Raw genomic sequence first — 25,562 nt, forward strand, 5'->3', positions numbered from 1 at the left:
GCGGAGCGGGGCGCAAGCGCGGCGCGGCGGAACCATCGACGCCGCTGTTCCCCATTTTGCGGAGAGGGCGGGCGACGCGCACCGTCGCCGGGATTCGCCTTTACTCACGAGGAGTAGGGAATCCCGAATTCCCGGCCCGAAAGCGCAGCGACGGAGCGGGGAGTTCAATCGGCCGTGGCGTAAAGATTGTCGCCGTCGGCCATGGCCTGCTCGACGAACCGCGACAAGGCCAGCACCTGGTTGCGATCGCCGAACTTGTCCGCGACCCGAGTCAGTTCGGCATGCAGCGCGCGCAGCTGGCCGAACAGCAAGGTCGTGTCGGCGTAGTAATCGCGCATCTGCTGCAGCAGCGGATACTCGCCGCGCGGAAGCGCCCGCGCCAGCAACTGCGCGTGCAAGGTTTCGTCGATAGCGAAGCACTTGCGCGAGGCGTGGATCTCGCGCTCGTGCCGGGCCTGGATCAGATCGAGCGCCATGGGCGGTAAGCGAGCAGCGGCTTGCGCTCGCTGCTCCAGATTCGCTTCAGGCTTTCAAGCCGCGGCGGCCTGCTGCGCGCGCGGGCCTTCCTTGAGCGCGCGGCCGACCATCGACACCAGCAGGTCGATCTCTTCGCTGCTGATGTTGAAGTTGGGGGTGAAACGCAGCGAGTTGACGCCGCCGTGGATCACGCCGATGCCGCGCTCGCGCAGCCATTCCTCGGTCGAGCCGGCGCCGTAGCACTTGAACTGCGGGGCGAGTTCGCACGAGAACAGCAGGCCGGTGCCCTGGACCTTGGTGATCAGGCCGCCGAGCTCGGTCTTGAGCTTCTCCAGCTTCTGCAGCGCTTCGGCGCCGCGCGCGCGGATGTTCTCGCGCAGCTCCGGGGTGACCTGCGACAGCACCGTCACCGCCACGTCCAGCGCGCGCGGGTTGGTGGTCATGGTGTTGCCGTACAGGCCCTTGCGGTAGAGCGAGGCCGCGCGTTCGCCGACCGCGAGCACCGACAGCGGGTACTGGCCGGCGTTGAGGGCCTTGGAATAGGTTTCCATGTCCGGCGGATCCAGGCCTTCGAAGCCCGGGTAGTCGACGATCGACAGCACGCCGTGCGCGCGCAGGCCGGCCTGGATCGAGTCGACCAGCAGCAGCGAGCCGTGGCTGCGGGTGAGTTCGCGCGCGGCGCTGTAGAACGCCGGCGGCACGCTGCGGCCCGGGTCGCCTTCGCCCATCACCGGCTCCAGGAACATCGCCTCGACGAACCAGCCGTTGGCGTCGGCGTCGGCGAAGACCTGGTTGAGCGCTTCGATGTCGTAGGGCTCGACGGTGATCACCGAGTCCTCGTTGCGGAAGCTGGCCAGGTACTGGGTGTAGGCCTTGCGCGAGGAGTCCGAGTACAGCGCCGGACGCTCGGTGCGGCCGTGGAAGCTGCCCTTGACAACCACGCGCTTGATCGTGCGGCCGGCGTACTTGGCGCCCGGGTCGGTCATCAGCTTGGTGTTGACGTCGGCGATGCGCGCGGCCAGCGACATCGACTCCGAGCCCGAGTTCAGGCACAGGAAGCGGGTGTAGGGGCAACCGCGCTCGCCGCCGATCGCGGCGCGCAGGGCGCGCTCGAAGCGCAGCTGCGACAGCGACGGGGTCATGATGTTGGCCATCGCCTGCGGCTTGGCCATGGCCGCGATCACCGCGCCCGGGGTGTGGCCGAAACCGAGCATGCCGTAGCCGCCGGAGTCGTGCAGGACCGCGCCCTTAAGGGTGATCACCCAGGGGCCGCGCGCGACCAGCGCGATGTAGGGATTGACGCCGTCGTCGGTGTAGAAATTGACGTAGCCGGCCTGGACGGCGCGGATCTGCGCGTCTTCGTCCAGGTCCAGCAGGTCGGCGATGTCGGCGCGCACGGCGGCGTATTCGGCCGCGGCGGCTTCGATGGCCTCGACCAGTTCAGGGTGGGTGGCGGCGAAGCGGGCGACGGTGGCGTCGTCCAGGCCGATGGTGCGGCGCGCGCCGGCATGGGCACGCAGCGGCGCGAGGGGGCTGAGCAGGGTCATTACGGGATCTCCAAGGGTCGTCGGCAGTCCGGCCGAAGCATCGTGGGATGAAGAACAGGCCGGGCCTCCGTGGCCTAGCGCTCGCAGTTGCAGCGCCCCGGATCGGTGCCGGGTCGCCAAGCGCCGCCCTTCATGCAAGTCGGCACGCGCAGTTTCGAACGCAGATGTCTGACACACACATATCTGACACATTGCTCGAAACGCGCATGTTCGAAACGAAACCAGCCGCAGGGCCTGCCGTCGCCGGCGTTGCTTTGGTTGTTTTTCGTTTCAATTCAATAGCTTGTGTGAGTTTATCACGTCCAGGGCACGGCGATAACCCCCATCCGCCGGTGCTGGTGACAGCTGTCATCCGGGCCCGGTGACGACGCCCACTGCCGGCCCGCGGCCGGGATCGCGACAGTGGCGCCACCCCGAAGCCGGCCGCGCCGGCCCCCATGGAGCTCCACGATGACGATTCCCCGACCCAATTGGCTGAGCGTGCTGGTGCTGGTCGCCCTGAGCGGCGGCGCGGTCGCCGCCGACCCGGGTGCCGAGTCCGGCGACGATGTCGCCATCCGCGACGTGCGCGTATTCGACGGCCAGCGCATGCTGCCGGCGACCACGGTGCTGGTGCGCGACGGCCTGATCGCGCAGATCGGCCCGAAGGTCGCGATCCCGGCCGGCGTGCCGGTGGTCGAGGGCCGCGGCGGCACCCTGCTACCGGGCCTGATCGACGCCCACACCCACAGCTGGGGCGAAGCCCGCCGCGACGCCCTGCGTTTCGGCGTGACCACCGAGCTGGACATGTTCACCGACCACCGCCTGATCGGCGAGGCGCGCAAGGACCGCGAAGGCCACGCGCGCACCGACCGCGCCGATCTGTGGTCGGCCGGCACCCTGGTCACCGCCAAGGGCGGCCACGGCACCGAGTACGGCATGGCGATCCCGACCCTGGACGACCCGGCCCAGGCCGAGGACTTCGTGCGCACGCGCATCGGCGAGGGCTCGGACTACATCAAGCTGGTGGTCGACGACGGCGCCGCCTACGTCGGCCGCCCGCGCATCCCGACCCTGTCGGACGCCTCGATGCAGGCCGCGATCGCCGCCGCGCATCGGCAGAAGAAACTGGCGATAGTCCACGTGGCCCAGGCCGGCGACGCCCGCAAGGTCATCGATGCCGGCGCCGACGGCCTGATCCACGTCTACAGCGACCGCGTCGCCGATCAGGCCCTGGTCGCCGAGATCAAGCGCCGCGACGCCTTCGTGACCCCGACCCTGAGCGTGATGGCGACCCTGTCGCGCAGCGGCGAGGGCGCCAGGCTGGCGGCCGATCCGCGCATCGCGCCGATGCTGCAGCCGGCGCAGAAGGACGCGCTGGGCCAGACCTTCCCGCTGCCCAAGGACATCGACCAGCACCTGCCCAACGCCCTGGAGAACGTGCGCCGCCTGCACGCGGCCGGCGTGACCCTGCTGGCCGGCACCGACGCCGGCAATCCCGGCACCACCCACGGCGCCAGCCAGCACGCCGAACTGGCCCTGCTGGTGCAGGCCGGCCTGACCCCGGTGGAAGCGCTGCGCGCCGCGACTTCGGCGCCGGCGCAACGCTTCGGCCTGAGCGACCGCGGCCGCATCGCCCCCGGCCTGCGCGCCGACCTGGTCCTGGTCGACGGCGATCCGGGCACCGACATCACCGCCACGCGCGCGATCCGCACGGTCTGGAAGAACGGCTACAGCGTGGCCCGCGTCGCCGGCACGCCGGCGGCGCGCGTCGGCGTGGGCGCGGTCGAACTGCTGCGCGGCGGCCAACCGGCGCCGGGCTGGGCGGCGAGCACCGACCAGATCATCGGCGGGCACTCGCAGTCCAAGCTCGCGGCCGGGCAGGGCCGCGACGGCGGTCCGGCGATCGAAGTCGCCGGCGAAGTCGTCGCCGGCGCGTCCAGTACCTGGGCCGGCACCATCCTGTTCCCGGGCGTCGAGCCGATGGCCGCGACCGACGCCAGCGGCGTGCGCGAGCTGGTGCTGCGAGTGCGCGGCGATGGCCGGCCGCTGACCTTGCTGGTGTTCTCCGGCGCCGACATGCACGGCCGTCCCGGCATGCAACAGGTCGAAACCGGCAGCGACTGGCGCGAGGTCAAGGTGCCCCTGGCGAGCATGGCCAATGTCGATCTGACCCGCCTGCGCGGCATCTCGCTGGCGTCCGCCACGCCGGGCGCATTCGCCTTCGCCATCGAAGCGGTCGAATTGCGCTGAGCCGGTGCGCGCGACCGGTTTTGCGCATCCGCGCGCGACGACCCTGAACTTTTGTCCGCGGATTCCTTACAGTCGCGGCAGCGAAGGAAACACCCCCGAATGCGCATCAAGGCCTTCATCCAAGCCCACGAACACCCGCCGGTCTGGCGCTGGGTGTCCTTGCTGTACCTGATCTTCGCGTTCCTGCCGCTGCTCTACTGGCCGCGGGTGCCGGCCTGGGTGGTCGCGATCTTCATCGGCGCCGCGCTGCTGTTCGTGCTGTTGTACTTCGCGCACCACTACGCGGTGTCGCGGCGCCGGCGCACCGCCCTGACCCTGGCGGTGGCCGCGCTGGGCTTCGTCACGATGCCGATCGGCGCCGGCGCGGCCTATGTGATCTTCGCCGTCGGCCTGGCCGCGGCCAGCCTGCCGAGCGGGCGTGCGCTGGCGCTGTGCGTGGCGATGCTGGCGATGGAGGGCTTGTGCTTCTACCGTTTCGTGCCGGCCGCGGCGATGCCCTTGTCGACCTACATCATCAACGTGATCGTGGCGGCGATGGTCTTCGTCGGCGTGGTCAGCATCCGCAACCGCGAGCTGCGCAACGCCGAACTGCGCCTGACCCAGGACGAGGTGCGGCGCCTGGCCAGCCTGGCCGAGCGCGAGCGCATCGGCCGCGACCTGCACGACCTGCTCGGCCACACCCTGTCGCTGGTGGTGCTCAAGACCCAGCTCGCCGCGCGCCTGTTCGAACGCGACCCGCAGGGCGCGCGCGCCCAGATCGGCGAGGTCGAGCGGGTCGCGCGCGAAGCCCTGACCCAGGTCCGCGAAGCGGTGGCCGGGATTCGCGCCAACGGCCTGCAGGCCGAACTGGCGGCCGCGCGCCTGGCCCTGCTGAGCGCCGAGATCAGCCTCGATCACCGACTGGCGCCGGTCGAGATTCCGGAAAAGGTGGAAACCGCCTTGACCCTGGCCTTGCGCGAATCGGTCACCAACGTGCTGCGCCATGCCGGCGCCACCCGGGTCGAGGTCGAGCTGATCGGCGAGGCCCGCGGCGGCCTGAGCCTGCTGATCGCCGACGACGGCCGCGGCGGCGCCGGCCGCGAGGGCCACGGCCTGACCGGCATGCGCGAACGCCTGCGCGAAGTCGGCGGCAGCGTCGAAATCGACAGCCCGGTCGGCGCCGGCACCCGCCTGCGCCTGATCCTGCCGCGCGAGGCCCTGGCCGTCGCGCGCCGCAGCGACGAAGCTGCGGCGCCGGCGCATGCTTTCAGCGAACGGGGGGCGGCATGATCCGGCTGGTGCTGGCCGAGGATCAGGCGATGGTGCGCGGCGCCCTGGCGGCGCTGTTGAACCTGGAGTCCGACCTGGAAGTCGTGGCCGCGGTCGGCGACGGCGAGGCGGCCTGGACGGCGGTGCAACGGCTGCAGCCGGACCTGCTGGTCACCGACATCGAAATGCCGCAGATGACCGGCATCGAGCTGGCCCAGCGCCTGCGCGAATCCGGCCTGGAGACGCGGGTGGTGATCGTCACCACCTTCGGCCGCAGCGGCTATCTGCGCCGCGCATTGGACGCCGGCGTGCGCGGCTATCTGCTCAAGGACGCGCCCGCCGAACAGCTCGCCGATGCCCTGCGCCAGGTCCACCGCGGCGGCCGCGCGATCGACCCGCAGCTGGCGGTCGCGGCCTGGGGCGAGGAAGACCCGTTGACCGAACGCGAGCGCCAGGTCCTGCGCCTGGCGGGCGAGGGCGTGTCCACCGCCGAAATCGGCCAGCGCCTGCACCTGAGCCAGGGCACGGTCCGCAACTACCTGTCCGAGGCGATCGGCAAGCTCGGCGCCGGCAACCGCATCGAGGCCTACCGCCAGGCCCGCCAGAACGGCTGGCTGTAAGGCGCGCGACGGTCGCGGCCTCGGTTCGCGGCCACGCTATCGAACCGAGCCCGCAAACCAGGCCCGCGAACCAGGCTTCGGCGCGCAGCCGCGTCGTTTTTTGCCCCGCGACCCCGAAGGCGCGGATAATGCGCCCCTCCCGCGACCCTGCCGGTGCCCGTCCCAGCGACCGGCCGCCACCGGCCTGCGGCCGCTGCCGCGGCTTCCGTCGCGCCCGTGCGCGCCCGCGCGCCACCCCGCCCAGAATCCGTCTTCCTTGAAAAAATCCGACTTCCATTACGAGCTGCCGCCGGAACTGATCGCCCAGGCCCCGCTGCCGGAACGTTCCGCCAGCCGCCTGCTGCTGGTGCCGCCGGCGCCGGCCGCGTTCGCCGACCGCAGCTTCCGCGACCTGGCCGAGCTGCTGGCGCCCGGCGACCTGCTCGTGTTCAACGACACCCGGGTGATCCCGGCGCGGTTGTTCGGCCACAAGGCCAGCGGCGGCCGGGTCGAGATCCTGATCGAGCGCCTGCTCGGCGGCGCCCAGGCGCGCGCGCAGCTGGGCGTGAGCAAGTCGCCCAAGCCCGGCGCGCGCATCGCCCTGGACGCCGGCGGCGAAGCCGAAGTGCTGGGCCGCGAAGGCGAGTTCTACCGTCTGCAGTTCCACCTCGATGGCCAGCCGCACGGCGATTCGCTGGAGAACTGGCTGCTGCATGCCGGGCGCCTGCCGCTGCCGCCCTACATCCAGCGCGAGCCCGGCAGCGACGACGACGAGCGCTACCAGACCGTGTTCGCGCGCGAAGTCGGCGCGGTCGCCGCGCCCACCGCCGGCCTGCATTTCGACGAGGAACTGCTGGCGCGCCTGCGCGAGCGCGGCGTCGAGTTCGGCCACGTCACCCTGCACGTCGGCGCGGGCACCTTCCAGCCGGTGCGGGTCGACAGCCTCGAACAGCACGTGATGCACAGCGAATGGCTCAACGTCGGCGCAGGCCTGATCGAACAGATCCGCCGCACCCGCGCCGCCGGCGGCCGGGTGGTCGCGGTCGGGACCACGGTGGTGCGCGCGCTCGAAAGCGCCTGGCGCGAAAGCGCGGCGATGCGCGGCGGCGAAGACGGCGAACTGCGACCGTTCGCCGGCGAGACCCGCTTGTTCATCCTGCCCGGCTACAAGATCCGTTCGGTCGATGCCCTGATCACCAACTTCCACCTGCCGGAGAGCACCTTGCTGATGCTGGTTTCCGCCTTCGCCGGCCACGCCCGCGTGTTCGCCGCCTACGAGCACGCGATCCGCGAGCGCTACCGCTTCTTCTCCTACGGCGACGCGATGCTGCTGCTGCCCGAGGCGGACGCATGAGCGCGGCCGAAAGCTCCAGCCGGATGACGTTCGAACTGCTCGGCAGCGACGGCGCCGCGCGCCGCGGCCGGCTGACGTTTCCGCGCGGCACGGTCGAAACCCCGGCCTTCATGCCGGTCGGCACCTATGGCTCGGTCAAGGGCATCATGCCCGAGCACGTCAGCGCGCTGGGCGCGGAAATCATCCTCGGCAACACCTTCCATCTGTATCTGCGGCCGGGCCTGGACGTGATCGGCGACCACGGCGGCCTGCACGGCTTTGCGCGCTGGAACGGGCCGATCCTGACCGACTCGGGCGGCTTCCAGGTGTTCTCGCTCGCACACCGGCGCAAGATCACCGAGCAGGGCGTGACCTTCGCCTCGCCGGTCGACGGCAGCAAGGTATTCCTGGGTCCGGAAGAGAGCATGCACATCCAGCGCGTGCTCGATTCCGACATCGTGATGATCTTCGACGAGTGCACGCCGTACCCGGCCACCGAAGAGGTCGCGCGCAAATCGATGGAACTGAGCCTGCGCTGGGCCGAGCGCTCCAAGAAGGCCCACGAAGGCAACGACGCCGCGCTGTTCGGCATCGTCCAGGGCGGCGTCCACCACGACCTGCGCACGCGCTCGGCCGAAGGCCTGAAGGCGCTGGGTTTCGACGGTTATGCGGTCGGCGGCCTGGCCGTGGGCGAACCCGAGGCCGAGCGCAACGCCATGCTCGAGCACACCTGCCCGCAGCTGCCCGAAGACCGCCCGCGCTACCTGATGGGCGTGGGTCGGCCCGAGGACCTGGTGGAATCGGTCACGCGCGGCGTCGACATGTTCGATTGCGTGATGCCGACCCGCAACGCCCGCAACGGCCACTATTTCACCGCCAGCGGCACCGTGCGCGTACGCAACGCCAAGTACGAGCGGGATCTGCGCCCGATCGAGGAAGGCTGCGACTGCTACGCCTGCGTCAACGGTTTCAGCCGCGCCTACCTGCGCCATCTGGACCGCTGCAACGAGATGCTGGGCCCGATGCTGGGCACCCTGCACAACCTGCGCTATTACCAGCGCCTGATGGCGCAGATGCGCGCGGCGATCGAGCAGGGAACCTTTGCCGCCTTCCGCGACTCTTTCTACGCCGCACGCGCCTAGCGCCTGCCTACGCTCCACCGTCGCCTGCGTTCGCGCCGGCGACGGCCCGCACCGCTGTCCCGCCCGGCCCTGCGCCGCAAGGCCGGGCCTGGCGCGGGGCGCGCGACCCTCGGGTCGGGCGCCGCGGATGCGCGGGCAGGGGAGGCGACCCCACCCGGTGAACGGGGCCGGGGCCGCGTCCGCAGGGGGGGCGGCCGCTGTCCGGGCCATCCGCCCGTCCATGCAAAGCGTGCGCGCAGGCCCATTTCGGGCCCGGCCGTGGCCCGTGGCCAGCCATGGCATAATCCCCGGCTATTTTCGTTCCAGGACTTTCTTCAATGAACCTGCTCGACTTCCTGATCGCTCCCGCCTACGCCCAGGCCGCCGCGCCCGCGGCCGGCGGCGGTCTGTTCGGCGGCGGCCTCGGCGGCCTGCTGATGCCCGTCATCCTGATCGCGGTCATGTACTTCCTGATGATCCGTCCGCAGATGAAGCGCGCCAAGGAACACCGCGGCATGCTCGAGAAGCTCGCCAAGGGCGACGAGGTGCTGACCAACGGCGGCATCGCCGGCACCGTGTCCGACATCGGCGAGAGCTTCATCACGGTCGAAATCGCCGACAACGTGCGCATCCGCGTGCAGAAGGGCGCGATCGCCAACGTGTTGCCCAAGGGCACCTTGAAGTCGGCCTAAGCCGACGCCACGACTTTTTGAAGCACGGCGGCCGGGGTGGCCGCCGCAGGGGCAATCGATGCTGACTTACTCGCGCTGGAAATATCTGGCCATCCTCGTAGTCTTGCTGCTCAGCGCGCTGTATGCGTTGCCTAACGTGTTCCCGCAGGATCCGTCGGTGCAGATCACCTCGGCCCGCGGCGCGGCCGTCGACGAGGCGCTGCGCAAGCGCGTCATCGATACCCTGGTCAAGGCCAAGGTGCCGACCAAGTCGGTCGCGATCGAGAAGGAAGGCAACCTGCTGGTGCGCCTGACCGACAACGAGCACCAGATCCAGGCCTCCGACGCGCTGCGCGATCCGCTCGGCAGCGACTACGTGGTGGCGCTGAACCTGGCCTCGACCGTGCCGGACTGGCTGAGCATGCTCAAGGCCAAGCCGATGCTGCTGGGCCTGGACTTGCAGGGCGGCGTGCACTTCCTGATGCAGGTCGATCAGAAGGCCGCGCTGGACAAGCGCCTGGACGCGACCGCCGAAGACGTGCGGGTCAGCCTGCGCGACGGCCACGTGCGCTACGAGTCGGTCGAGCGTCGCGCCAACAACAGCATCGTCGCCACCCTGGGCAACCCTGCCGACGCCGAGAAGGCGCGCCAGATCGTCGCCAAGAGCCAGCCGCTGCTGATCCAGGACGTGAGCGGCAACACGGTCAGCATCCAGGTGCCCGAGGCCGAGCTCAAGCGCATGCAGGCCGAGGCGGTCGAACAGAACGTCGGCACCCTGCGCAACCGCGTCAACGCGCTCGGCGTGGCCGAGCCGATCATCCAGCGCCAGGGCAGCGACCGCATCGTGGTCCAGCTGCCGGGCGTGCAGGACACCGCCCAGGCCAAGCGCATCCTCGGCGCCACCGCGACCCTGGAATACCGCGGCGTGGTCGAGGGCGACGCCCAGGAAGCGCTGCGCAGCGGCAACGTGCCGCCGGAGGCGCGCATCTACTACCGCCGCGAAACCGGTCCGGACGGCAAGCCGCTGCCGATCCTGCTCAACAAGCGCGTGATCGCTTCCGGCGACCAGCTGGTCGGCGCGACCGCGGGCTTCGACCAGCAGACCGGCACCGCCTCGGTGTCGATCCGCCTCAACGGCGTCGGCGGCGCGCGCATGTTCGACTACACCACCGAGCACGTCGGCAAGCCGATGGCGGTGGTCTACATCGAGCGCATCCCCGAGGTGCGCATGGTCGACGGCAAGGAAGTGCGCACGACCAAGATCAACGAGGAAGTGATCAACGTCGCGACCATCAACGGCGTCTTCAGCAAGGAATTCAACACCACCGGCCTGGACAGCTCGCAGGAAGCCTCCGACCTGGCCCTGCTGCTGCGCGCCGGTTCGCTGGCCGCACCGATGGACTTCATCGAGCAGCGCATCGTCGGCCCCAGCCTGGGCGCCGAGAACGTCCAGCGCGGCTTGAAGGCGGTCAGCTTCTCGTTCGCCTTCGCCCTGATCTTCTTCCTGATCTATTACCGCATGTTCGGCGTCATCACCTGTCTGGCGCTGCTGATCAACCTGCTGATGGTGATCGCGCTGATGTCGCTGTTCGGCGCCACCATGACCCTGCCGGGCCTGGCCGGTATCGCCCTGACGGTGGGTATGTCGGTCGACGCCAACGTGCTGATCAACGAACGAATAAGAGAAGAGCTGCGCGCGGGCCTGCCGCCGCAGGCCGCGATCGTCAGCGGTTACGAGCACGCCTCGGGCACCATCATCGACGCCAACGTCACCGCCTTCCTCGCCGGTCTGGCGATGGCGGTGTTCGGCACCGGTCCGCTGCGCGGTTTCGGTATCACCCTGATGCTCGGCATCGCCACTTCCGCCTACACGGCGGTGTCTGTGTCGCGCGGTATCGCGACGCTGATCTACGGCGGTCGTCGCAAGCTGAAATCGATCGCGATCTGACGGAGCACGCGACATGAAACCCTTCAACGTGTTCCCTTACGGCAGCAACATCAACTTCCTGCGCCTGCGCTGGGTGTCGCTGGCGGTCGCGGCGCTGATGATGTTCGTCGCGATCGGCGCGATCGCGGTCAAAGGCTTCAACTTCGCGCTCGACTTCACCGGCGGCACCAGCGTCGAGATGAGCTTCAAGAAGCCGGTCGACGTCGACGGCATCCGCGAGCGCCTGGAAACCGCCGGCTACGGCAACGCCCAGGTCCAGACCTTCGGCACCGGCAACGAGCTGCTGATCCGCCTGCAGCCCAAGACCGGCGGCGAGAAGGATTCGAGCAACACCATCAGCGAGGTCCAGGCCGCGGCGTCCACGCCCGACAACCCGGGCCGCGTCGAAGGCGGCGGCTACGTCGGTCCGCAGGTCGGCCGCGACCTCGCCGCCAACGGCGTTTGGGCGCTGCTGTTCGTAGTGGTCGGCTTCCTGATCTACATCTCGTTCCGGTTCGAGAAGAAGTTCGCGGTCGCCGCGGTGCTGACCACCCTGCACGACGTGGTCGTGGTGGCGGGCTGGTTCGCCCTGTTCGGCCTGGAGTTCGACCTGACCGTGCTGGCCGGCGTGCTGTCGGTGATGGGCTATTCGATCAACGACACCATCGTGGTGTTCGACCGCGTGCGCGAGAACTTCCGCACCATGCGCGCCGATCCGGAGACCATCCTCAACAAGTCGATCAACCAGACCCTGTCGCGTACGGTGATCACCTCGTTCGTGGCCTTCCTGACCGTGCTGGCCCTGTACCTGTACGGCGGCGGTTCGCTGGAAGGCATGGCGATCGCGCAGATGCTGGGTATCGTGATCGGTACCTTGTCGTCGATCTTCGTCGCCTGCCCGCTGCTGACCATGGGCTGGCTCAAGGTCACCAAGCAGGACTTGATGCCCAAGGCCAAGGACGAGGCGGCGCTCGCGCGCCGTCCGTAAGCGCCGAGGCATCCGCCCGGGCCTCGGCTCGGGCAACGAAAAGGCCGCGCGATTGCGCGGCCTTTTCGTTTGCGGCCTTGGGGTAGGAGCGGCGTGAGCCGCGATTGCGGGTTCCGGCCTGCTATGCAGGTTCGATCATCGTTGCGGCTCCGGGTCGCGGCTCACGCCGCTCCTACCCCAAAGCGGTGCAAGCGCGGGCGCGCCGGTGCCTCCTGTGGGAGCGGCGTGAGCCGCGATCGGTGGCCGGACGCGCGCCACCGTCGCGTCGTCGCACCCGGAGCCCATCGCGGCTCACGCCGCTCCCACAGAAAGCGTCGGTGCACCTGCTTGCCCTCAAACGAAAAGGCCGCGCAACGCGCGGCCTCTCGTGTGCAGCCGGGGCGCTCCGTCTCAGTCGAACGCGGCCGCGTAGCCGGTGTTGACGATGCGGTTCTGCAACGCGTCGCAGACCTTGAGGTTGCCGGCGACCAATTGCCGGCCGATGGTGCCGCGGGCGTCCATGGGGCCGGTGCCGCGACCGCGGAAGTCGACGACCTTGCCGCCGGCCTCGCGCACCATCAGCGCGCCCGCAGCGATGTCCCAGGGCTTCACGCCGGCTTCGAAATAGGCGTCGGCGCGGCCGCAGGCGACGTAGGCCAGGTCCAGCGCGGCCGAACCGGTGCGGCGAATGTCCTCGGCCTCGGTCAGCAGCGAGTCCACGCACTTGAGGTGGGCGCTGGCGCGCGGGCGCTCGCGCGGCGGGAAGCCGGTGATGACCATCGCGCCGTTCAGGTCCTTGCGCTCGGCCACGCGCACGCGCTTCTCGTTGAGCTGGGTGCCGCTGCCGCGGCTGGCGGTGAACAGCTCGTTGCGCAGCGGGTCGAAGATCACGCCGTGGATCGGCTCGCCGTTCTCGACCAGGGCGATCGAGACGCAGTAGTGCGGAATGCCGCGCAGGTAGTTGCTGGTGCCGTCCAGGGGATCGATGACCCAGGTGAAGCGGCCGCTGCCGATCGAGCCGTTTTCCTCGCCGAGGATCGCGTAGTCGGGGGTGGAACGGCGGAATTCCTTGATGATCTCGGCCTCGGCCAGGCCGTCGACTTCGCTGGCGTAGTCCATCCGGTCCTTTTCGACCACGTTCAGGGCGTCCAGCCGGTACATGTGGCGGAGCAACACATTGCCGGCGGCGCGGGCGGCCTTGACCATGAGGGTGACGGCGGGTTTCTGCATGGCGAACGGCCTCGGGAACGGAGGTGGGGGACGGGCTGGCGGGCTGAAAGAACGAACCGGCGCTATGGCCGGGGCGGGGAGTTTACCATTGCGCATGGCGATCGATCCCAACTCTCCCCTAATCGCGTTGTCGCAGCTGCGTATCGTGCTGGTGGGCACCCAGCACCCCGGCAATATCGGCTCCGCGGCCCGCGCGATGAAGACCATGGGCCTGTCCCGGCTTGCCCTGGTCGCGCCCGAAAAGGCGCCCAACCACGAATCCCTGGCCCTGGCCGCCGGCGCCGACGACGTGCTCGCCGCGGCGACCGTGCACGCGACCCTGGCCGAGGCCCTGGCCGACTGCCGGCTGGTGCTGGGCTGCACCGCGCGCAGCCGCCGGGTCGCCCTGGACCAGCTCGACCCGCGCGAAGCCGCCGGGCGGATGCTGGGCGAGGCGGTCGGCGGGGCCCAGGTCGCGCTGGTGTTCGGGCGCGAACGCACCGGCCTGGACAACGAGGAACTGCAGCTGTGCCACGCCGCGGTGCACATCCCGGCCGACCCCGGCTACAGCTCGCTGAACCTGGCCGCGGCGGTGCAGGTGTTGGCCTACGAACTGCGCATGGCGGCGCTGGCGGCCGCGCCGGCGGTGCCTGCGGCCGGGCGCGCCGACCTGCCGGCCTCGCACGCGCAGCTGGAGGGCTTCTTCGCCCAGCTCGGCGAGACCCTGGACGCGATCGACTTCCACAAGGGCCGCGCCCCGGAATCGGCGCTGCGCAAGCTGCGCCGGCTGTTCCTGCGCGCCGAGCTCGACGAGCGCGAGGTGCGGCTGCTGCGCGGCATCCTCGCCGACGCCGAGCGCATGGCGATGCTCGCCGGCCAGCGCCGTTGAGCGGCGAACGGGCCCGGGCCGGCGCGGTACGGATTTCGGTGGTATCGGCCAGGGCTGGTTTCGATTACGCTGCGGCGGGCAGTCCCCACGAGTCACTTTCTTGATCGCTAGCGCGCGTTGCATCGCTGTCCTGCTTGGGCTCGCGTTGGCGGCCATGGGACTGTCGGTGCCGGTTCCCGCGCGATCGGCCGACAACGCCCGCGGTGGGGTGCTGGTGCTGGGCCGGATCAGCGACGACCCCAAGGCCCATTACGAGCAGCTCAAGCCGCTGCTGGACTATGTGGTCCCGCGCATGGCCGATGTCGGCATCCGCGAAGGCCGGATCCTGATGGCCAAGGACTCGCAGCAGATGGCCAGCTACCTGCGCCGCGGCCGGGTCGACTGGGTCACCGAGACCGCCGGCACCGCGATGCTGCTCAAACAGCGCGCCGACGCCGAGCCGCTGCTGCTGACCGAGCGCGACGGCACCAGTCACTATCACAGCGTGTTCTTCGCCCGCCGCGACAGCGGCCTGCGTTCGCTCGACGACCTGCGCGGCCACAGCGTCGCGTTCCAGCGGCCGTCCTCGACCAGCGCCTACTTCGTGCCGGTGGCCGAACTGCTCGAGCGCGGCCTGAGCCCGGAAATCCTGCTGTCGCCGACCGACCGCATCGAACGCGGCGAAGTCGGTTACCTGTTCGCGCGTTCGGAACTCAACATCTCGACCTGGGTGCACAAGCGTCTGGTCGATGTCGGGGTCATGAGCAACCTGGACTGGAACAACCCGCGCCGGATGCCGCCCGCGTTCCGGCGCGACCTGATCGAGATCGGCCGCACCGGCGATTATCCGCGCGCGGTCGAAGTGGTGCGCGGCGATCTGGACCCGCGGGTCGAGGCGCGCCTGCGCGAAGTGCTGCTGGACGCGGCCGGGGATCCGGACGCCGGCGAGGCGCTGCTGCGCTTCTTCAAGACCACCCGCTTCATGCCGATCGATCCGGCGTCGGCCAAAGCGCTGCAGCGCATCGGCAACGGCGTCGCCCAGGTCCGGGCGGAGGTCGAATGAAGCTGCATTTCGGCCTGCAGGCCAAATTCCTGGCCATGATGGTCGCGGCCGCGCTGGTGGTGCTGGCCCTGATCGTGCTGCTGCTCAACCGCCAGGAGCAGATGCAGCGCGAAGTGGTCGGAGTCAGCCGCCAGGCCATGAGCGGCATGGTCGCCGACAGCCTCAAGCGCCACAGCGAGGGCATGGTCGCGCAGCTGGCCGAATCGCTGGCCAATCCGCTGTACTACTTCGATCTGGACGCGGTCGGCGTGCTCAGCCGCGCGACCCTGCGCAACCCCGGCATCAGCTACGTCCTGGTTTACGACAACGAAGGCAACATCGTCCACGACGGCAGCGAGGAGATCCCCAGCTACGGCAAGCGCATGGACGATCCGATGGCGTTCGAGGTGATCGCCGCGCGCAAGCTGCATACCCAGACCAGCGACACGGTGATGGACGTGTCGGCGCCGATCATGATCGGCGAAGAGCGCCTGGGCGGCGTGCGCGTGGGCTACGACCTCAAGATCGTGCACAAATTCCAGGATCGGGCCGTGAGCAGCCTGCGCGGCCGGCTCGACGCGCTCGCGCAGCGGCACATGATCTGGATCGGCCTACTGGCGGCCGGCCTGCTGGCGCTGGGCGCGCTGATGGTCTATCTGATCCAGCGCTTCCTGGTGCGGCCGATCCGCCAGCTCGCCGATGCGTCGATGGAGATCGAGGCCGGCCACTTCGACACCAGCACGCCGGCCAGCAACCGTCACGACGAGGTCGGCGACCTGATGCGCGCGTTCGGACGCATGAGCCAGAGCCTGGCGCGCCACGACCGCGATATCCGGCGCATGGCCTATACCGACGCGCTGACCGGCCTGGCCAACCGGCTCGCGTTCCGCGAAACCCTGGACCAGCGCCTGCTGCAACTGCGCGGCGCCGGTCGCCAGCTGGGGCTGCTGTTCGCCGACATCGACGATTTCAAGCGCGTCAACGACACCCTCGGCCACGATGCCGGCGACGATGTGCTGCTGCAGTTCGCCAACCGCATCCAGGAGACGGTCAGCCGCCTGGGCGGCGAGGGCGCGCTGCTGGCCCGCTTCGGCGGCGACGAGTTCGTGATCCTGGTGCAGGACGGCGAGGGCCTGGACGGCGGGGTGCGCGCACGCGCCAGCCATCTGGCCGACGTGCTGGTGGCCGAGCTCGGCCAGCCGATCGTGGTCCACGACCGCCAGGTCTTCCTCGGCACCTCGATCGGCGTGACCCTGTTCCCCGAGGACGCCTCCGGCGCCACCTCGCTGATGAAGAACGGCGACATCGCCATGTACCAGGCCAAGGTCGCGGGCAAGAACTGCTATCGCTTCTACAGCCGCGCGATGGACCAGGCGGTGGAGCGCCGCGTGCACCTGGAGCACGAACTGCGCGGCGCCTGGGATCGCGGCGAGCTCAGCCTGGTCTATCAGCCGGTGTACCGCCTGGGCGACGGCGCCATGGTCGGCGCCGAGGCGCTGCTGCGCTGGAAGCATCCCGAACAAGGCTTGGTGGCGCCGTCGGTATTCATCGACGTGGCCGAGCAGAGCGGCCTGATCGAAACCCTGGGCCCGCAGGTGTTGCGCGCGGCCTGCCAGGACGCGGTGCGCTGGCAGCACCTGCGCCCGGGCGCGGAACCGCTGTTCGTCTCGGTCAACGTCTCGCCGCGCCAGCTGCGCAGCGGCGACCTGCCCAACGTGGTCGCGGCCTGCCTGCACGAAACCGGCCTGCCGGCGCAGCGCCTGCACCTGGAACTCACCGAGACCGCGGTGATCGGCGACGAGATCCACGCCAGCAGTCTGTTGGCGCGCCTGCGCTCGACCGGCGTGAAGGTGTGGCTGGACGATTTCGGCACCGGCTTCTCCGGCCTCAGCCATCTGCGCCGGGTGCCGGTGGACGGGGTCAAGATCGATCGCAGCTTCATCGCCGATGTACTGCGCGACCCGGACGACCTCGCCCTGACCACCGCGATCATCGCGATGGCGCATTCGCTGGGCATCACCGTGGTCGCCGAGGGCGTGGAGAAGGAAGGCCAATACGCGGTGCTGCGCGAGCGCGGTTGCGACCTGGCCCAGGGCTACTGGCTCGGCCACCCGGTCGGCGCCGAGGAATTCCTGACCCTGTTGGGTTGAGCCGGCGCGCTGGCTCCGCTTTGGGGTAGGAGCAGCGTAAGCCGCGACCCGCAACTGCGGTGGCGGCGATTGAATCCGCCTGGCGCCCCCGGATTCGCGGTCGCGGCTTACGCCGCTCCTACCCAAATCTAAAGCGTTGATGCATGTTGAGCGCCCGCGCCATCGCGCGAGCTCACATGAGGCGATCGATCCAGCCGCCGATCATCGTCGCCAGACTGCCCGAGAGCACGCCGAACACCGCCACCGCGATCGCGCCGAGCGCCCAGGCCACCGCCATCAGGCGGCCGTCGCGCTCCAGCAATGCCAGCGCGAACAGCAACAGCAGCGCGCCGAACAGGAAATTGGTGAACGGGATCGGCAGCGACAGCAGCACGCCCAGCAGCACCAGCAGCAGGCCGGTGAACGCGCTCGCGGCCGGGTGGTCGAGCAGGCCGGTGGCGCGCGGGCGCACCACGCGTTCCAGCCGCGCCAGCCAGGGCGAGAGCAGGTTGCGGAAGCGGGCCATCGCGTGCCGGTGCGGGCCGCGCCGGGCCAGGAAGCCGGGCAGCCAGGGCTTGCGCAAGCCGATCAGCAATTGCAGACCGATCAGGACCACCAGCGGGCCGCTGACCGCACCGCCGACGCCGGGGATCGGAATGAAGGCCGCGATCGTCGACACGAACAGCAGCATGCCGAACGAGCGTTCGCTCAGGCCGGCTAGCACGTCGCCCAGGCGCAGCACTTCGTCCGGGTCGCCGGCGGCGAAGCCATCGAGCATGGCGCGGGTGCCGGCCTCCTGCGGTTTGTCGCGATCAGCCTGAGGCGTCATCGGCCATCGGTTCCTGGGCTTCCTCGCGCGGCGCGACGATGCGCTGCAGCAGCAGTTTGTCGATGCGCGGACCGTCCAGATCGACGACCTCGATGCGCCACACGCTCCAGTCGAAATGCTCGCCCACGTGCGGAATGCGGCCGAAGTGCGCGATCACCATGCCGGCGGCGGTGTGGAAGTCGTGCTGGTCCTCGTCCGGCAGACGGCCGCCGCCTACCAGCTCGCGCAGGTCTTCCAAGGCCAGCGAACCGTCGAGCAGGTACGAGCCGTCGGCGCGCTGGACCACCGGTGCGGCGTCGTCGGCGGTCTCGTTGGTCTGGATGCGGCCGATCACCGCGCCCATCAGGTCGTTGACCGTGACCAGGCCGGCGACGTCGCCGTATTCGTCGACCACCAGCGCCAGCGACTGCTGTTCCTCGCGGAAGATCTCCAGCAGCTTCAGGGCGTGGGTGGACTCGGACACGAACAGCGGCGGGCGCAGTTCCGGGAACAGATCCGGCGCGGTCTGGTCGAGGCGGTCGAGCAGCGATTTCACCTCGAGCACGCCGAGCACGTCGCTGTCGTTGTCGCGGTAGACGGGATAGCGCGAGTAAGCGTTCTCGCGCATGACCGCCAGGTTCTCGGCGAAGCTGGAGTTCGCATCCAGCCAGGCGATGCGGGTGCGCGGCGTCATCAGGCTTTCCGCGGTGCGGTCGCCGAGGCTGAGCACGCGGTTCATCATCTTGCGTTCGTCGGCGTCGATCACGCCCTGCTCGTGGCTTTCGGTCACCAGCAGGCGGATCTCTTCTTCGCTGATCTCGCTGCGGGCGTCGTCCTTGATGCCCAGGATGCGCAGGACCAAGCGGTTGATCGCGCCCAGCGCCCTCACCACCGGCCGGGCGATGCGCGACAGGCCGTACAGCGGCAGCGCGACCGCGCTGGCGATGCGTTCGGGGTTGGTCAGGGCCAGGCGCTTGGGGATCAGCTCGCCGAAGATCACCTGGGCGGCGGTGATCAGCGCCATCGCCGTACTGATGCCGATCGGGCGGGCGTACTGGGAGAAATCGCCGGTCAGCAGATGACCGAGCCAGCCGGTGATGATCAGGCCGATCGACTCGCCGCCGAAGTAGCCGGTCGCCACGCTGATGCCGGTGATGCCGATCTGCACGGTCGACAGCAGGTTGTCCGGGTGCTCGGCCAGCGCCAGGGCCAGGCGGGCACCTCTGCTGGTCTCCGCCATCTGCTTCAGGCGCAGCTTGCGCGAGGTCATCAACGACATCTCCGACACAGCGAAGAAGGCGTTGAGCACGATCAGGGCAGCGACGATCAGCAGCTCCAGCATGTGGGCCGCTCCTTCGTCGGGTCAGTGGCGGGTGCGCCGGGGGCGTAGGCGGAATACCGCGGGCCGGTCGGGGGGGCCGCGGAAGCGCGGGCGGGCGATGTTGGGTCGTCGTCCATGGAATAGGGGTGAGCGGGGGATGCGCAGCGCCGATCTTAACAGGCGCGGCGACGGCGGCCGCGTGAGCGGCCGGTGAGGGTGGAGGCGGGCGGTTCGGAACCGGGTCCGGGGCCGGTTTTGTGGGCGCGGCCGGTGGGAAAGACGGGCGCAGCTGCCATCAAACGGTCATAATCGCGCCCGCAGACCCATCCCGGGCCGGTCGCGGCCGGCATCTAGAGGCTTTCCACGCATGTTCTCCCTGCAAACGATCTTCGGCCAAGGCAACCAGTTCTACACGCTGCTCGAGGAAGCCGCGGTCGCGGCGCACGACAGCACCAAGGCGCTGCACGCCATGCTCAAGGAGGCCGATCGGCAGCCGGCGCTGGACGCGTTCAAGCTCGCCCGCCAGCGCGAGCGCGAGGCTTCGGACAAGATCAGCCAGGAGCTGGTCGACAGCTTCATCACCCCGATCGAGCGCGAGGACATCGAGGCGCTAGGGACGGCCCTGTACAAGATCCCCAAGCAGGTCGAGAAGTTCGCCGACCGCTATTCGCTGGCCACCCGCCACCTCGAGCACATCGACTTCGCGCCGCGCGCAGCGATGTTGGAGCAGGCCGCCGCCGTGGTCGTGAAGATGGTCCATCAGCTGCGCCAGCTCAAGCTGGAGCCGATGAAGGCGCTCAACGATCAGTTGCGCTCGCTCGAGAACGAGGCCGACCGACTGATGCTGGAGCTGTACCGCGACATCTATTCCGGCCAGCTCGACAACCTGCAGATGTTCCTGCTGAAGGAGTTCTTCGAGATCCTGGAAAAGGCGATCGACCGCTGCCGCGAGGCCGGCGTGGTCGCCTACCAGATCGTGCTGAAGAACTCCTGAGGCGCGCGCGATGCTGACGCTCGTCCTGGTCGTAGTGCTCGTGGCGCTGGTCTTCGAGTACATCAACGGCTTCCACGACACCGCCAATTCGATCGCGACCGTGGTCGCGACCAAGGTGCTGTCGCCGGCGCAGGCGGTGGGCCTGGCGGCCTCCATGAACCTGGTCGGCGCACTCTGGGGTACGGCGGTGGCCAAGACCGTCGCCTCGGGCATCATCGATGCCGGCATGGTCGACGTCAGCTCGCAGCTGATCCTGTGCGCGCTGCTCGGCGGCATCGTCTGGAACCTGATCACCTGGGCGCTGGGCCTGCCGTCTTCGTCTTCGCACGCGTTGATCGGCGGCCTGTGCGGCGCCGCGGTCGCAGCGGCCATGAACGACCCGCATGCGGTGGTCTGGTCGCAGCCCGCCGACCCCTGGTACAAGAGCGCCGGCGTGTTGTGGAAGGTGATCGTGCCGATGATCAGCTCGCCGGTGCTGGGCTTCACCGCCGGCTTCGTGCTGATGGGCGTGCTGTTCGGGATCATTTCCTTCATGGCCCGCAGCGGCGGCGTGCTGCGGCGCCTGGCGCGTCCGCGCTGGGTCAATGGTTTCTTCGGCAAGGCGCAGCTGGCCAGCGCGGCCTACATGGGTTTCGCGCACGGCTCCAACGACGCCCAGAAGACCATGGGCATCATCGCCCTGACCCTGGTCGCGGCACAGGCCGACGGCACCCTCAACGACCTGCCGGCATGGCTGGCGTTCCTGCATCCCTCGCCGAACGCGCTCGCCAACAACGACATCGACCTGTGGATCAAGCTGACCTGCGCCGTGATCATGGCCGCGGGCACCGCCGCCGGCGGCTGGCGCATCATCAAGACCCTGGGCCACAAGCTGGTCAAGCTGCACCCGATCCACGGCTTCGCCGCCGAGGCTAGCGCCGCGACGGTGATCACCCTGGCCTCGTCGCTGGGCATCCCGGTGTCGACCACCCACAACATCTCCGCTGCGATCATGGGCGTGGGCACGGCCAAGCGCTTCAACGCGATCAAGTGGACCGTGGTCGAGAAGATGATCTGGGCCTGGATCCTGACCATCCCGGCCGCGGGCGGCATCGCCTACGGCCTGTTCGAGGCGATGCGGGCACTGGGCTGGACCTGAGTCCGGCGCATCGTCGGACAGCGAAAAGCCCGCATCGCTGCGGGCTTTTCGCTTTGGGGTAGGAGCGCGCGAGTCGCGACTGCGAACCCCGTCAGGATCGCAGGCTGCGGTTACACCGCACCCTACGGTTTCCCGCGCGGCTTAGAGCAGATCCCCATCCGCCGACAGCATCCGCTCCATGCGATCGCCCAGGCCGCCGATCTCCAGCACCAGGCGGTCGATCTCGGACGCGGCCAGGCCTTCCAGCGGGCGGTTCTCGCACAGCTGCAGGTAAGGCACGCCGTCGAGGTCGCCGATGGCGAGGTAGCCGACGTGGCTCTGCCAGTTGAAGATCAGGGCGCGGCGCGCGTCCAGGCCGGTGGTCGGCGCGATCGCGGTGCTCACGCGCAGAAACGGACGCTGGTCGTCGTCCTCCAGCTCGGACAGGAAGATCGCCTGGTGGCGCGTGCCCTGTTCCAAGGACAGCTCGATGCACAGCACCCCTTCGTCGTGCAGGGTGAGGTGGAAGCCGGACTGGGTGAGGTGCTTGCGGATTTGTTCGAATTTCATGGTCTGCTCCCTGCGGGCTTCTTTGTACGTGCGACCTCGCTATGCTAACCCTCATGGACTCCGAGGTCGCCGCCCAACGCATCCTCGCCACGATCCGCGCCATTCCCAAGGGTGAGGTCGCCGGCTATGGCGAAGTCGCGCGCCGTGCCGGCCTGCCCGGGCGGGCGCGTCTGGTCGCGCGCCTGCTCAGCCAGAACGAGGACCGCAAACTGCCCTGGCACCGCGTGCTGCGCTCCGACGGCCGGATCGCGCTGCCGGAAGGCTCCCAGGGCTATCGCGAGCAATGCCAGCGCCTGCGCGCCGAGGGCCTGCGCGTGGAAGGAGGGCGGGTGATCGGCGTTCGCGCCGCCGCGACGCTGGATTCGCAAATCTGGGGGCCGCCGGACTGAGGTCCGGCCCGGCCGTGCGCGCTGCGTTCAAGACGATGCGCGCACGCAACGGCTACCATAGCCGCATCCCCCGGGAGTACCGATGTTCTCCAACCTGCCGCCCGTCACCAAGGCCCTGTTGATCGCCAACGGCCTGGTGTTTCTGTTGCAATTCGCCCTCGGCGACGCCGTTTTCGCCCCTTTCATGCTCTGGCCGCCAGGCGCGGAGAGCGACCCTTACGCCGGCTACGGCTTCATGCCCTGGCAGGTGCTGAGCTACGCCTTCCTGCATGGCAATGTCATGCACCTGTTGTTCAACATGCTGACCCTGCTGATGTTTGGCGCCCAGGTCGAGCACGTGTGGGGCCAGCGCCGTTATCTGACGTATTACTTGGTATGCGTGATCGGCGCGGCCTTGTGCCAGCTCGCGGTCGGTTACTGGACCATGACCCAGGGCGGCGGCGCGTATCCGACCCTGGGCGCGTCCGGCGGCATCTTCGGTCTGTTGCTGGCCTACGGGCTGATGTTCCCGAACCAGCGCGTGATGCTGTTGATCCCGCCGATCCCGATGAAGGCGCGCACGCTGGTGATCATCTACGGCGCGGTCGAACTGCTGCTGGGCGTGACCGGCACGCAGCCGGGCGTGGCCCATTTCGCCCATCTGGGCGGCATGCTGTTCGGCTGGCTGCTGATCCGCTACTGGCGCGGGCAGCCGCCGTTCGGGCGGCCGAAGCCGCCGCGGCCGCGGATCGTGCGCTAGTCCAGCGGCCGCGATACTCGCAAAAGAAAAACGGCGCGGAATCCGCGCCGTTTTTCGTTGCTTCGCCGCCGCGTCGATCAGGGGAAGATCGTGATCCGCTGTTCCGGCTTGGCCTGCATCGGCTGGCCGGCCTTGCAGGCGTACGCCTCGCCGAAGCTGGGCTGGTTGACCAGCGGGCCGTTGGTGCGCCACTGGCCCGGTGCGTGCACGCTGGTCGCGGCGCGCTGGGTGTAGGCCTCGGTGCTGGCCTGCTGCGCCCACAGTCCGGCCCAGGCACGGTAGAAGGACTGGTCGGCGTCCTTGGCCGGGGTCGGGACTTCGGCGCGGAAGGTCTTCCAGGCCAGCTCGATGCCGGCGATGTCGGCGATGTTCTCGTCGCGGGTCTGCTGGCCGTTGACCTTCACGCCCTTCAGGCCCGGGTATTCGTAGGCGCCGTACTGCGCGGCGACGCGATTGCCCAGCGCTTCCCAGGCCGCGGTTTCGGTCGGGGTCCACCAGTCGCGCACTTCCTGCTTGGCGTTGACCAGGCGGCCGCGGCTGTCGAAGCCGTGGCTGAGTTCGTGCCCGACCAGGGCGCCGAACGAGCCGTATTGCGCGGCCGCGTCCTTGCTCATGTCCAGCACCGGCGCCTGCAGCACGGCGGCGGTGACGATCAGGCGGTTCTGGGCGATGTCGTAGGCCAGGGCCGGGTCCTGCGGCAGCACGTCCCAGCGGCGATCGGCGTTGCCGCGGCCGATGCGCTTCATCTCTTCGCGGTGGCGCCAGGTCGAGGCGATCAACATGTTGCTGCCGAAGCTGCCGCGGCCCATCGGCTGTACCGAATAGTCCAGATCGCGGTGCGGGGTGCCGACTTCGATCTTGAGCTTGGCCAGCTTGGCGCGCGCCTCGGCCTTGGCCGAATCGCTGAAGCGGGTATCGGCGTCGATCGCCTTGCCCAGGGTCGCCAGCACTTGCGAGGCGATTTCCTCGGCGCGCTTGTCGGTGCCGGCGGGCAGGTACTTGGCGGCGTATTCGCGGCCGATCATCGGGCCGGCGGCGAGGTTCATGGCGTCGAGCACGGCCTGCTGGCGCGGCAGCGGCGCGGTCATGCCGCGCAGGATGCGGCCGTGGAAATCGTATTGGGCGTCGCGGTAGGGCTTGGCCAGGTAGGGCGCCATCGAATCGCCGACGCGCCAGCGCAGGTAAACCTTCCACTGCTCGGGCTTGAGCGTGCCGACCAGGTTGTCGAGTTCGGCGAACAGCTTGGCGTTGCCGATCGAGACGCTGTCGTCGCTGACGCCCTGGGCCTTTAGGAAGTCGCCCAGCTGCAGGCGCTTGTACTGCTTGGCCAGCGCCGAAACCTGCACCGGGGCGTAGTGGTTGCGCAGCTGGCGCAGCTCCGGCAGCGACTGCGAGGCGCGCGCGATCCGGGTTTCCAGATCGATCACCAGCTGCGACTCGGCTGCCAACTGGGCCTGCGGCGTGCCGGTCAGGGCCAGGATCTTCTGCACGTAGTTGTTGTAGTAACCCAGCAGCTGACGGGTCTCGGCGTCGTTGCGGGTGTAGTAGGCCGGGTCGGGCAGGCCCAGGCCGCCCTGGCCGAAGTAGCCGATGTGGCGGTTGAGGTCCTGCAGGTCGACGTCGGCGGCGAAGTTGAAGACCACCGGGATGCCGACCTGGTGCAGCGCGGCGATCGAGGCCGGGATGTCCTTGGCCTTCTTGATCGCGGCGATGCGCGACAGCAGCGGGGCGATCGGCTGGGCGCCGTCGCGCTCGACCGCGGCCTCGTCCAGGCCGCTGGCCCAGAAATCGCCGAGCAGCTTCTGCACGTTGCCCTGCGGTGCGGTCATGGCGCCGTTGAGCAGGTCCAGGGTCTGTTGGCGGGTGCGCGCGTCAAGTTGTTCCAAGGCCGAGACCGAGGCGACCCCGGACGGCAGGGCGTTGCCGCGCAGCCAGTCGGCGTTGGCGTTGGCGTAGAAATCGGTGCAGGCGGTGGCGACGGCGGCGGCCTTGGGCTTGGCGGGCGCCCGCTTCTTCTTGGCGGCATCGGCGGTGGGCAGGGCCAGGCCGGCGATCAGGCTGAGGGCGAGGGCGCAGGTAAGCGGGCGTAGGGTCGTCATCGCGGATTCCGTCCTGGTGATCGGGGCAGTTTAACAAGCGCCCGTCGCTTGCCTATGAACGGGTTTGGCGGTTGCGGAAAGTGGCGGGGGAGGGTTGCGCTGCCTCGGAGAGCCGACGGCGACACGAGGCTGGGGCGGTCGATCGTCGAGGGGCC

Annotated in this window: 22 protein-coding genes; 15 read left to right on the forward strand and 7 right to left on the reverse strand. The window is 69.3% G+C overall.

Annotation, left to right across the window (positions count from 1 at the left end; translation table 11 throughout):
• Positions 1 to 164: 164 nt before the first annotated feature.
• Entirely contained in the window at positions 165 to 476 is a 312-nt protein-coding gene (locus ASD78_RS07470) for a hypothetical protein (RefSeq protein WP_056099654.1), read from the reverse strand.
• A gap of 54 nt (positions 477 to 530) precedes the next feature.
• Positions 531 to 2,024: an aminotransferase class III-fold pyridoxal phosphate-dependent enzyme gene (locus ASD78_RS07475; protein ID WP_055902660.1), complete on the reverse strand. Its 1,494-nt coding sequence runs from the start codon at positions 2,022 to 2,024 to the stop codon at positions 531 to 533.
• A gap of 450 nt (positions 2,025 to 2,474) precedes the next feature.
• Between ASD78_RS07475 and ASD78_RS07480 the strand changes: the two genes are divergently transcribed.
• The 8 genes from ASD78_RS07480 to secF all read left to right on the forward strand — a co-directional run bounded on the left by ASD78_RS07480 (position 2,475) and on the right by secF (position 12,143).
• Positions 2,475 to 4,256, forward strand: coding sequence for a CIA30 family protein (locus tag ASD78_RS07480; protein ID WP_162250141.1), 1,782 nt, complete (start codon positions 2,475 to 2,477; stop codon positions 4,254 to 4,256).
• Between the two features lie 99 nt (positions 4,257 to 4,355).
• Positions 4,356 to 5,525 carry a sensor histidine kinase gene (locus ASD78_RS07485; RefSeq protein WP_056099661.1) on the forward strand — a complete coding sequence of 390 codons (1,170 nt, stop codon included), beginning with the start codon at positions 4,356 to 4,358 and terminating at the stop codon, positions 5,523 to 5,525.
• Positions 5,522 to 6,124 carry a response regulator transcription factor gene (locus ASD78_RS07490; RefSeq protein WP_056099663.1) on the forward strand — a complete coding sequence of 201 codons (603 nt, stop codon included), beginning with the start codon at positions 5,522 to 5,524 and terminating at the stop codon, positions 6,122 to 6,124. The genes ASD78_RS07485 and ASD78_RS07490 overlap by 4 nt, the downstream gene beginning before the upstream one ends.
• A 256-nt stretch (positions 6,125 to 6,380) precedes the next feature.
• Positions 6,381 to 7,457: a tRNA preQ1(34) S-adenosylmethionine ribosyltransferase-isomerase QueA gene (queA, locus tag ASD78_RS07495; RefSeq protein WP_056099666.1), complete on the forward strand. Its 1,077-nt coding sequence runs from the start codon at positions 6,381 to 6,383 to the stop codon at positions 7,455 to 7,457.
• 23 nt (positions 7,458 to 7,480) lie between these two features.
• Complete coding sequence (tgt, locus tag ASD78_RS07500) at positions 7,481 to 8,578, forward strand: tRNA guanosine(34) transglycosylase Tgt (RefSeq protein ID WP_200944137.1); 1,098 nt, start codon at positions 7,481 to 7,483, stop codon at positions 8,576 to 8,578.
• A 317-nt stretch (positions 8,579 to 8,895) separates the two neighbouring features.
• Positions 8,896 to 9,249, forward strand: a complete 354-nt coding sequence (gene yajC, locus ASD78_RS07505) for a preprotein translocase subunit YajC (RefSeq protein ID WP_055902644.1) — start codon at positions 8,896 to 8,898, stop codon at positions 9,247 to 9,249.
• A 58-nt stretch (positions 9,250 to 9,307) separates the two neighbouring features.
• On the forward strand, positions 9,308 to 11,176 hold the full coding sequence (secD, locus tag ASD78_RS07510) for a protein translocase subunit SecD (RefSeq protein ID WP_055902642.1): 1,869 nt from the start codon (positions 9,308 to 9,310) through the stop codon (positions 11,174 to 11,176).
• A 13-nt stretch (positions 11,177 to 11,189) separates the two neighbouring features.
• On the forward strand, positions 11,190 to 12,143 hold the full coding sequence (gene secF / locus ASD78_RS07515) for a protein translocase subunit SecF (RefSeq protein WP_055902639.1): 954 nt from the start codon (positions 11,190 to 11,192) through the stop codon (positions 12,141 to 12,143).
• A gap of 390 nt (positions 12,144 to 12,533) precedes the next feature.
• On the opposite strand, the gene ASD78_RS07520 is transcribed toward secF, so the two are convergent.
• Positions 12,534 to 13,352, reverse strand: a complete 819-nt coding sequence (locus ASD78_RS07520; protein WP_055902636.1) for an inositol monophosphatase family protein — start codon at positions 13,350 to 13,352, stop codon at positions 12,534 to 12,536.
• 121 nt (positions 13,353 to 13,473) lie between these two features.
• On the opposite strand from ASD78_RS07520, the gene ASD78_RS07525 reads away from it, so the two are divergent.
• The 3 genes from ASD78_RS07525 to ASD78_RS07535 all read left to right on the forward strand — a co-directional run bounded on the left by ASD78_RS07525 (position 13,474) and on the right by ASD78_RS07535 (position 17,391).
• A complete protein-coding gene (locus tag ASD78_RS07525; protein WP_056099955.1) occupies positions 13,474 to 14,220 on the forward strand; it encodes an RNA methyltransferase in 747 nt (248 codons plus the stop codon).
• A gap of 154 nt (positions 14,221 to 14,374) precedes the next feature.
• On the forward strand, positions 14,375 to 15,262 hold the full coding sequence (locus tag ASD78_RS07530) for a phosphate/phosphite/phosphonate ABC transporter substrate-binding protein (RefSeq protein ID WP_055902633.1): 888 nt from the start codon (positions 14,375 to 14,377) through the stop codon (positions 15,260 to 15,262).
• Entirely contained in the window at positions 15,259 to 17,391 is a 2,133-nt protein-coding gene (locus tag ASD78_RS07535; protein ID WP_056099670.1) for an EAL domain-containing protein, read from the forward strand. Before ASD78_RS07530 ends, ASD78_RS07535 begins: the two co-directional genes overlap by 4 nt.
• 172 nt (positions 17,392 to 17,563) lie before the next feature.
• Here the strand turns inward: ASD78_RS07535 and ASD78_RS07540 are convergent, their stop codons facing one another.
• Together ASD78_RS07540 and ASD78_RS07545 are read right to left on the reverse strand one after the other, a co-directional pair.
• On the reverse strand, positions 17,564 to 18,199 hold the full coding sequence (locus ASD78_RS07540; protein WP_055902627.1) for an exopolysaccharide biosynthesis protein: 636 nt from the start codon (positions 18,197 to 18,199) through the stop codon (positions 17,564 to 17,566).
• The gene (locus ASD78_RS07545; RefSeq protein WP_055902624.1) at positions 18,183 to 19,520 is read right to left on the reverse strand and encodes a hemolysin family protein; all 1,338 of its coding nucleotides are present in this window, start codon (positions 19,518 to 19,520) and stop codon (positions 18,183 to 18,185) included. The genes ASD78_RS07540 and ASD78_RS07545 overlap by 17 nt, the downstream gene beginning before the upstream one ends.
• A gap of 346 nt (positions 19,521 to 19,866) precedes the next feature.
• Here ASD78_RS07545 and ASD78_RS07550 point away from each other — a divergent pair, with 346 nt between their 5' ends.
• On the forward strand, positions 19,867 to 20,493 hold the full coding sequence (locus ASD78_RS07550; protein ID WP_055902623.1) for a DUF47 family protein: 627 nt from the start codon (positions 19,867 to 19,869) through the stop codon (positions 20,491 to 20,493).
• A 10-nt stretch (positions 20,494 to 20,503) separates the two neighbouring features.
• Positions 20,504 to 21,631 (forward strand): inorganic phosphate transporter, encoded by a 1,128-nt coding sequence (locus tag ASD78_RS07555; RefSeq protein ID WP_056099674.1) that lies wholly within the window; start codon positions 20,504 to 20,506, stop codon positions 21,629 to 21,631.
• Between the two features lie 141 nt (positions 21,632 to 21,772).
• Here the strand turns inward: ASD78_RS07555 and ASD78_RS07560 are convergent, their stop codons facing one another.
• On the reverse strand, positions 21,773 to 22,180 hold the full coding sequence (locus ASD78_RS07560) for a hypothetical protein (RefSeq protein ID WP_055902613.1): 408 nt from the start codon (positions 22,178 to 22,180) through the stop codon (positions 21,773 to 21,775).
• A 41-nt stretch (positions 22,181 to 22,221) separates the two neighbouring features.
• On the opposite strand from ASD78_RS07560, the gene ASD78_RS07565 reads away from it, so the two are divergent.
• Entirely contained in the window at positions 22,222 to 22,569 is a 348-nt protein-coding gene (locus ASD78_RS07565) for an MGMT family protein (protein WP_056099677.1), read from the forward strand.
• An 82-nt stretch (positions 22,570 to 22,651) separates the two neighbouring features.
• Positions 22,652 to 23,308 (forward strand): rhomboid family intramembrane serine protease, encoded by a 657-nt coding sequence (locus ASD78_RS07570; RefSeq protein ID WP_055902608.1) that lies wholly within the window; start codon positions 22,652 to 22,654, stop codon positions 23,306 to 23,308.
• A gap of 77 nt (positions 23,309 to 23,385) precedes the next feature.
• Here ASD78_RS07570 and ASD78_RS07575 read toward each other — a convergent pair whose 3' ends face one another.
• Positions 23,386 to 25,407, reverse strand: coding sequence for a M13 family metallopeptidase (locus tag ASD78_RS07575; protein WP_056099680.1), 2,022 nt, complete (start codon positions 25,405 to 25,407; stop codon positions 23,386 to 23,388).
• Between the last annotated feature and the right edge of the window lie 155 nt (positions 25,408 to 25,562).

The sequence above is a fragment of the Lysobacter sp. Root667 genome, from assembly GCF_001427715.1.
Lineage (GTDB): Bacteria > Pseudomonadota > Gammaproteobacteria > Xanthomonadales > Xanthomonadaceae > Lysobacter.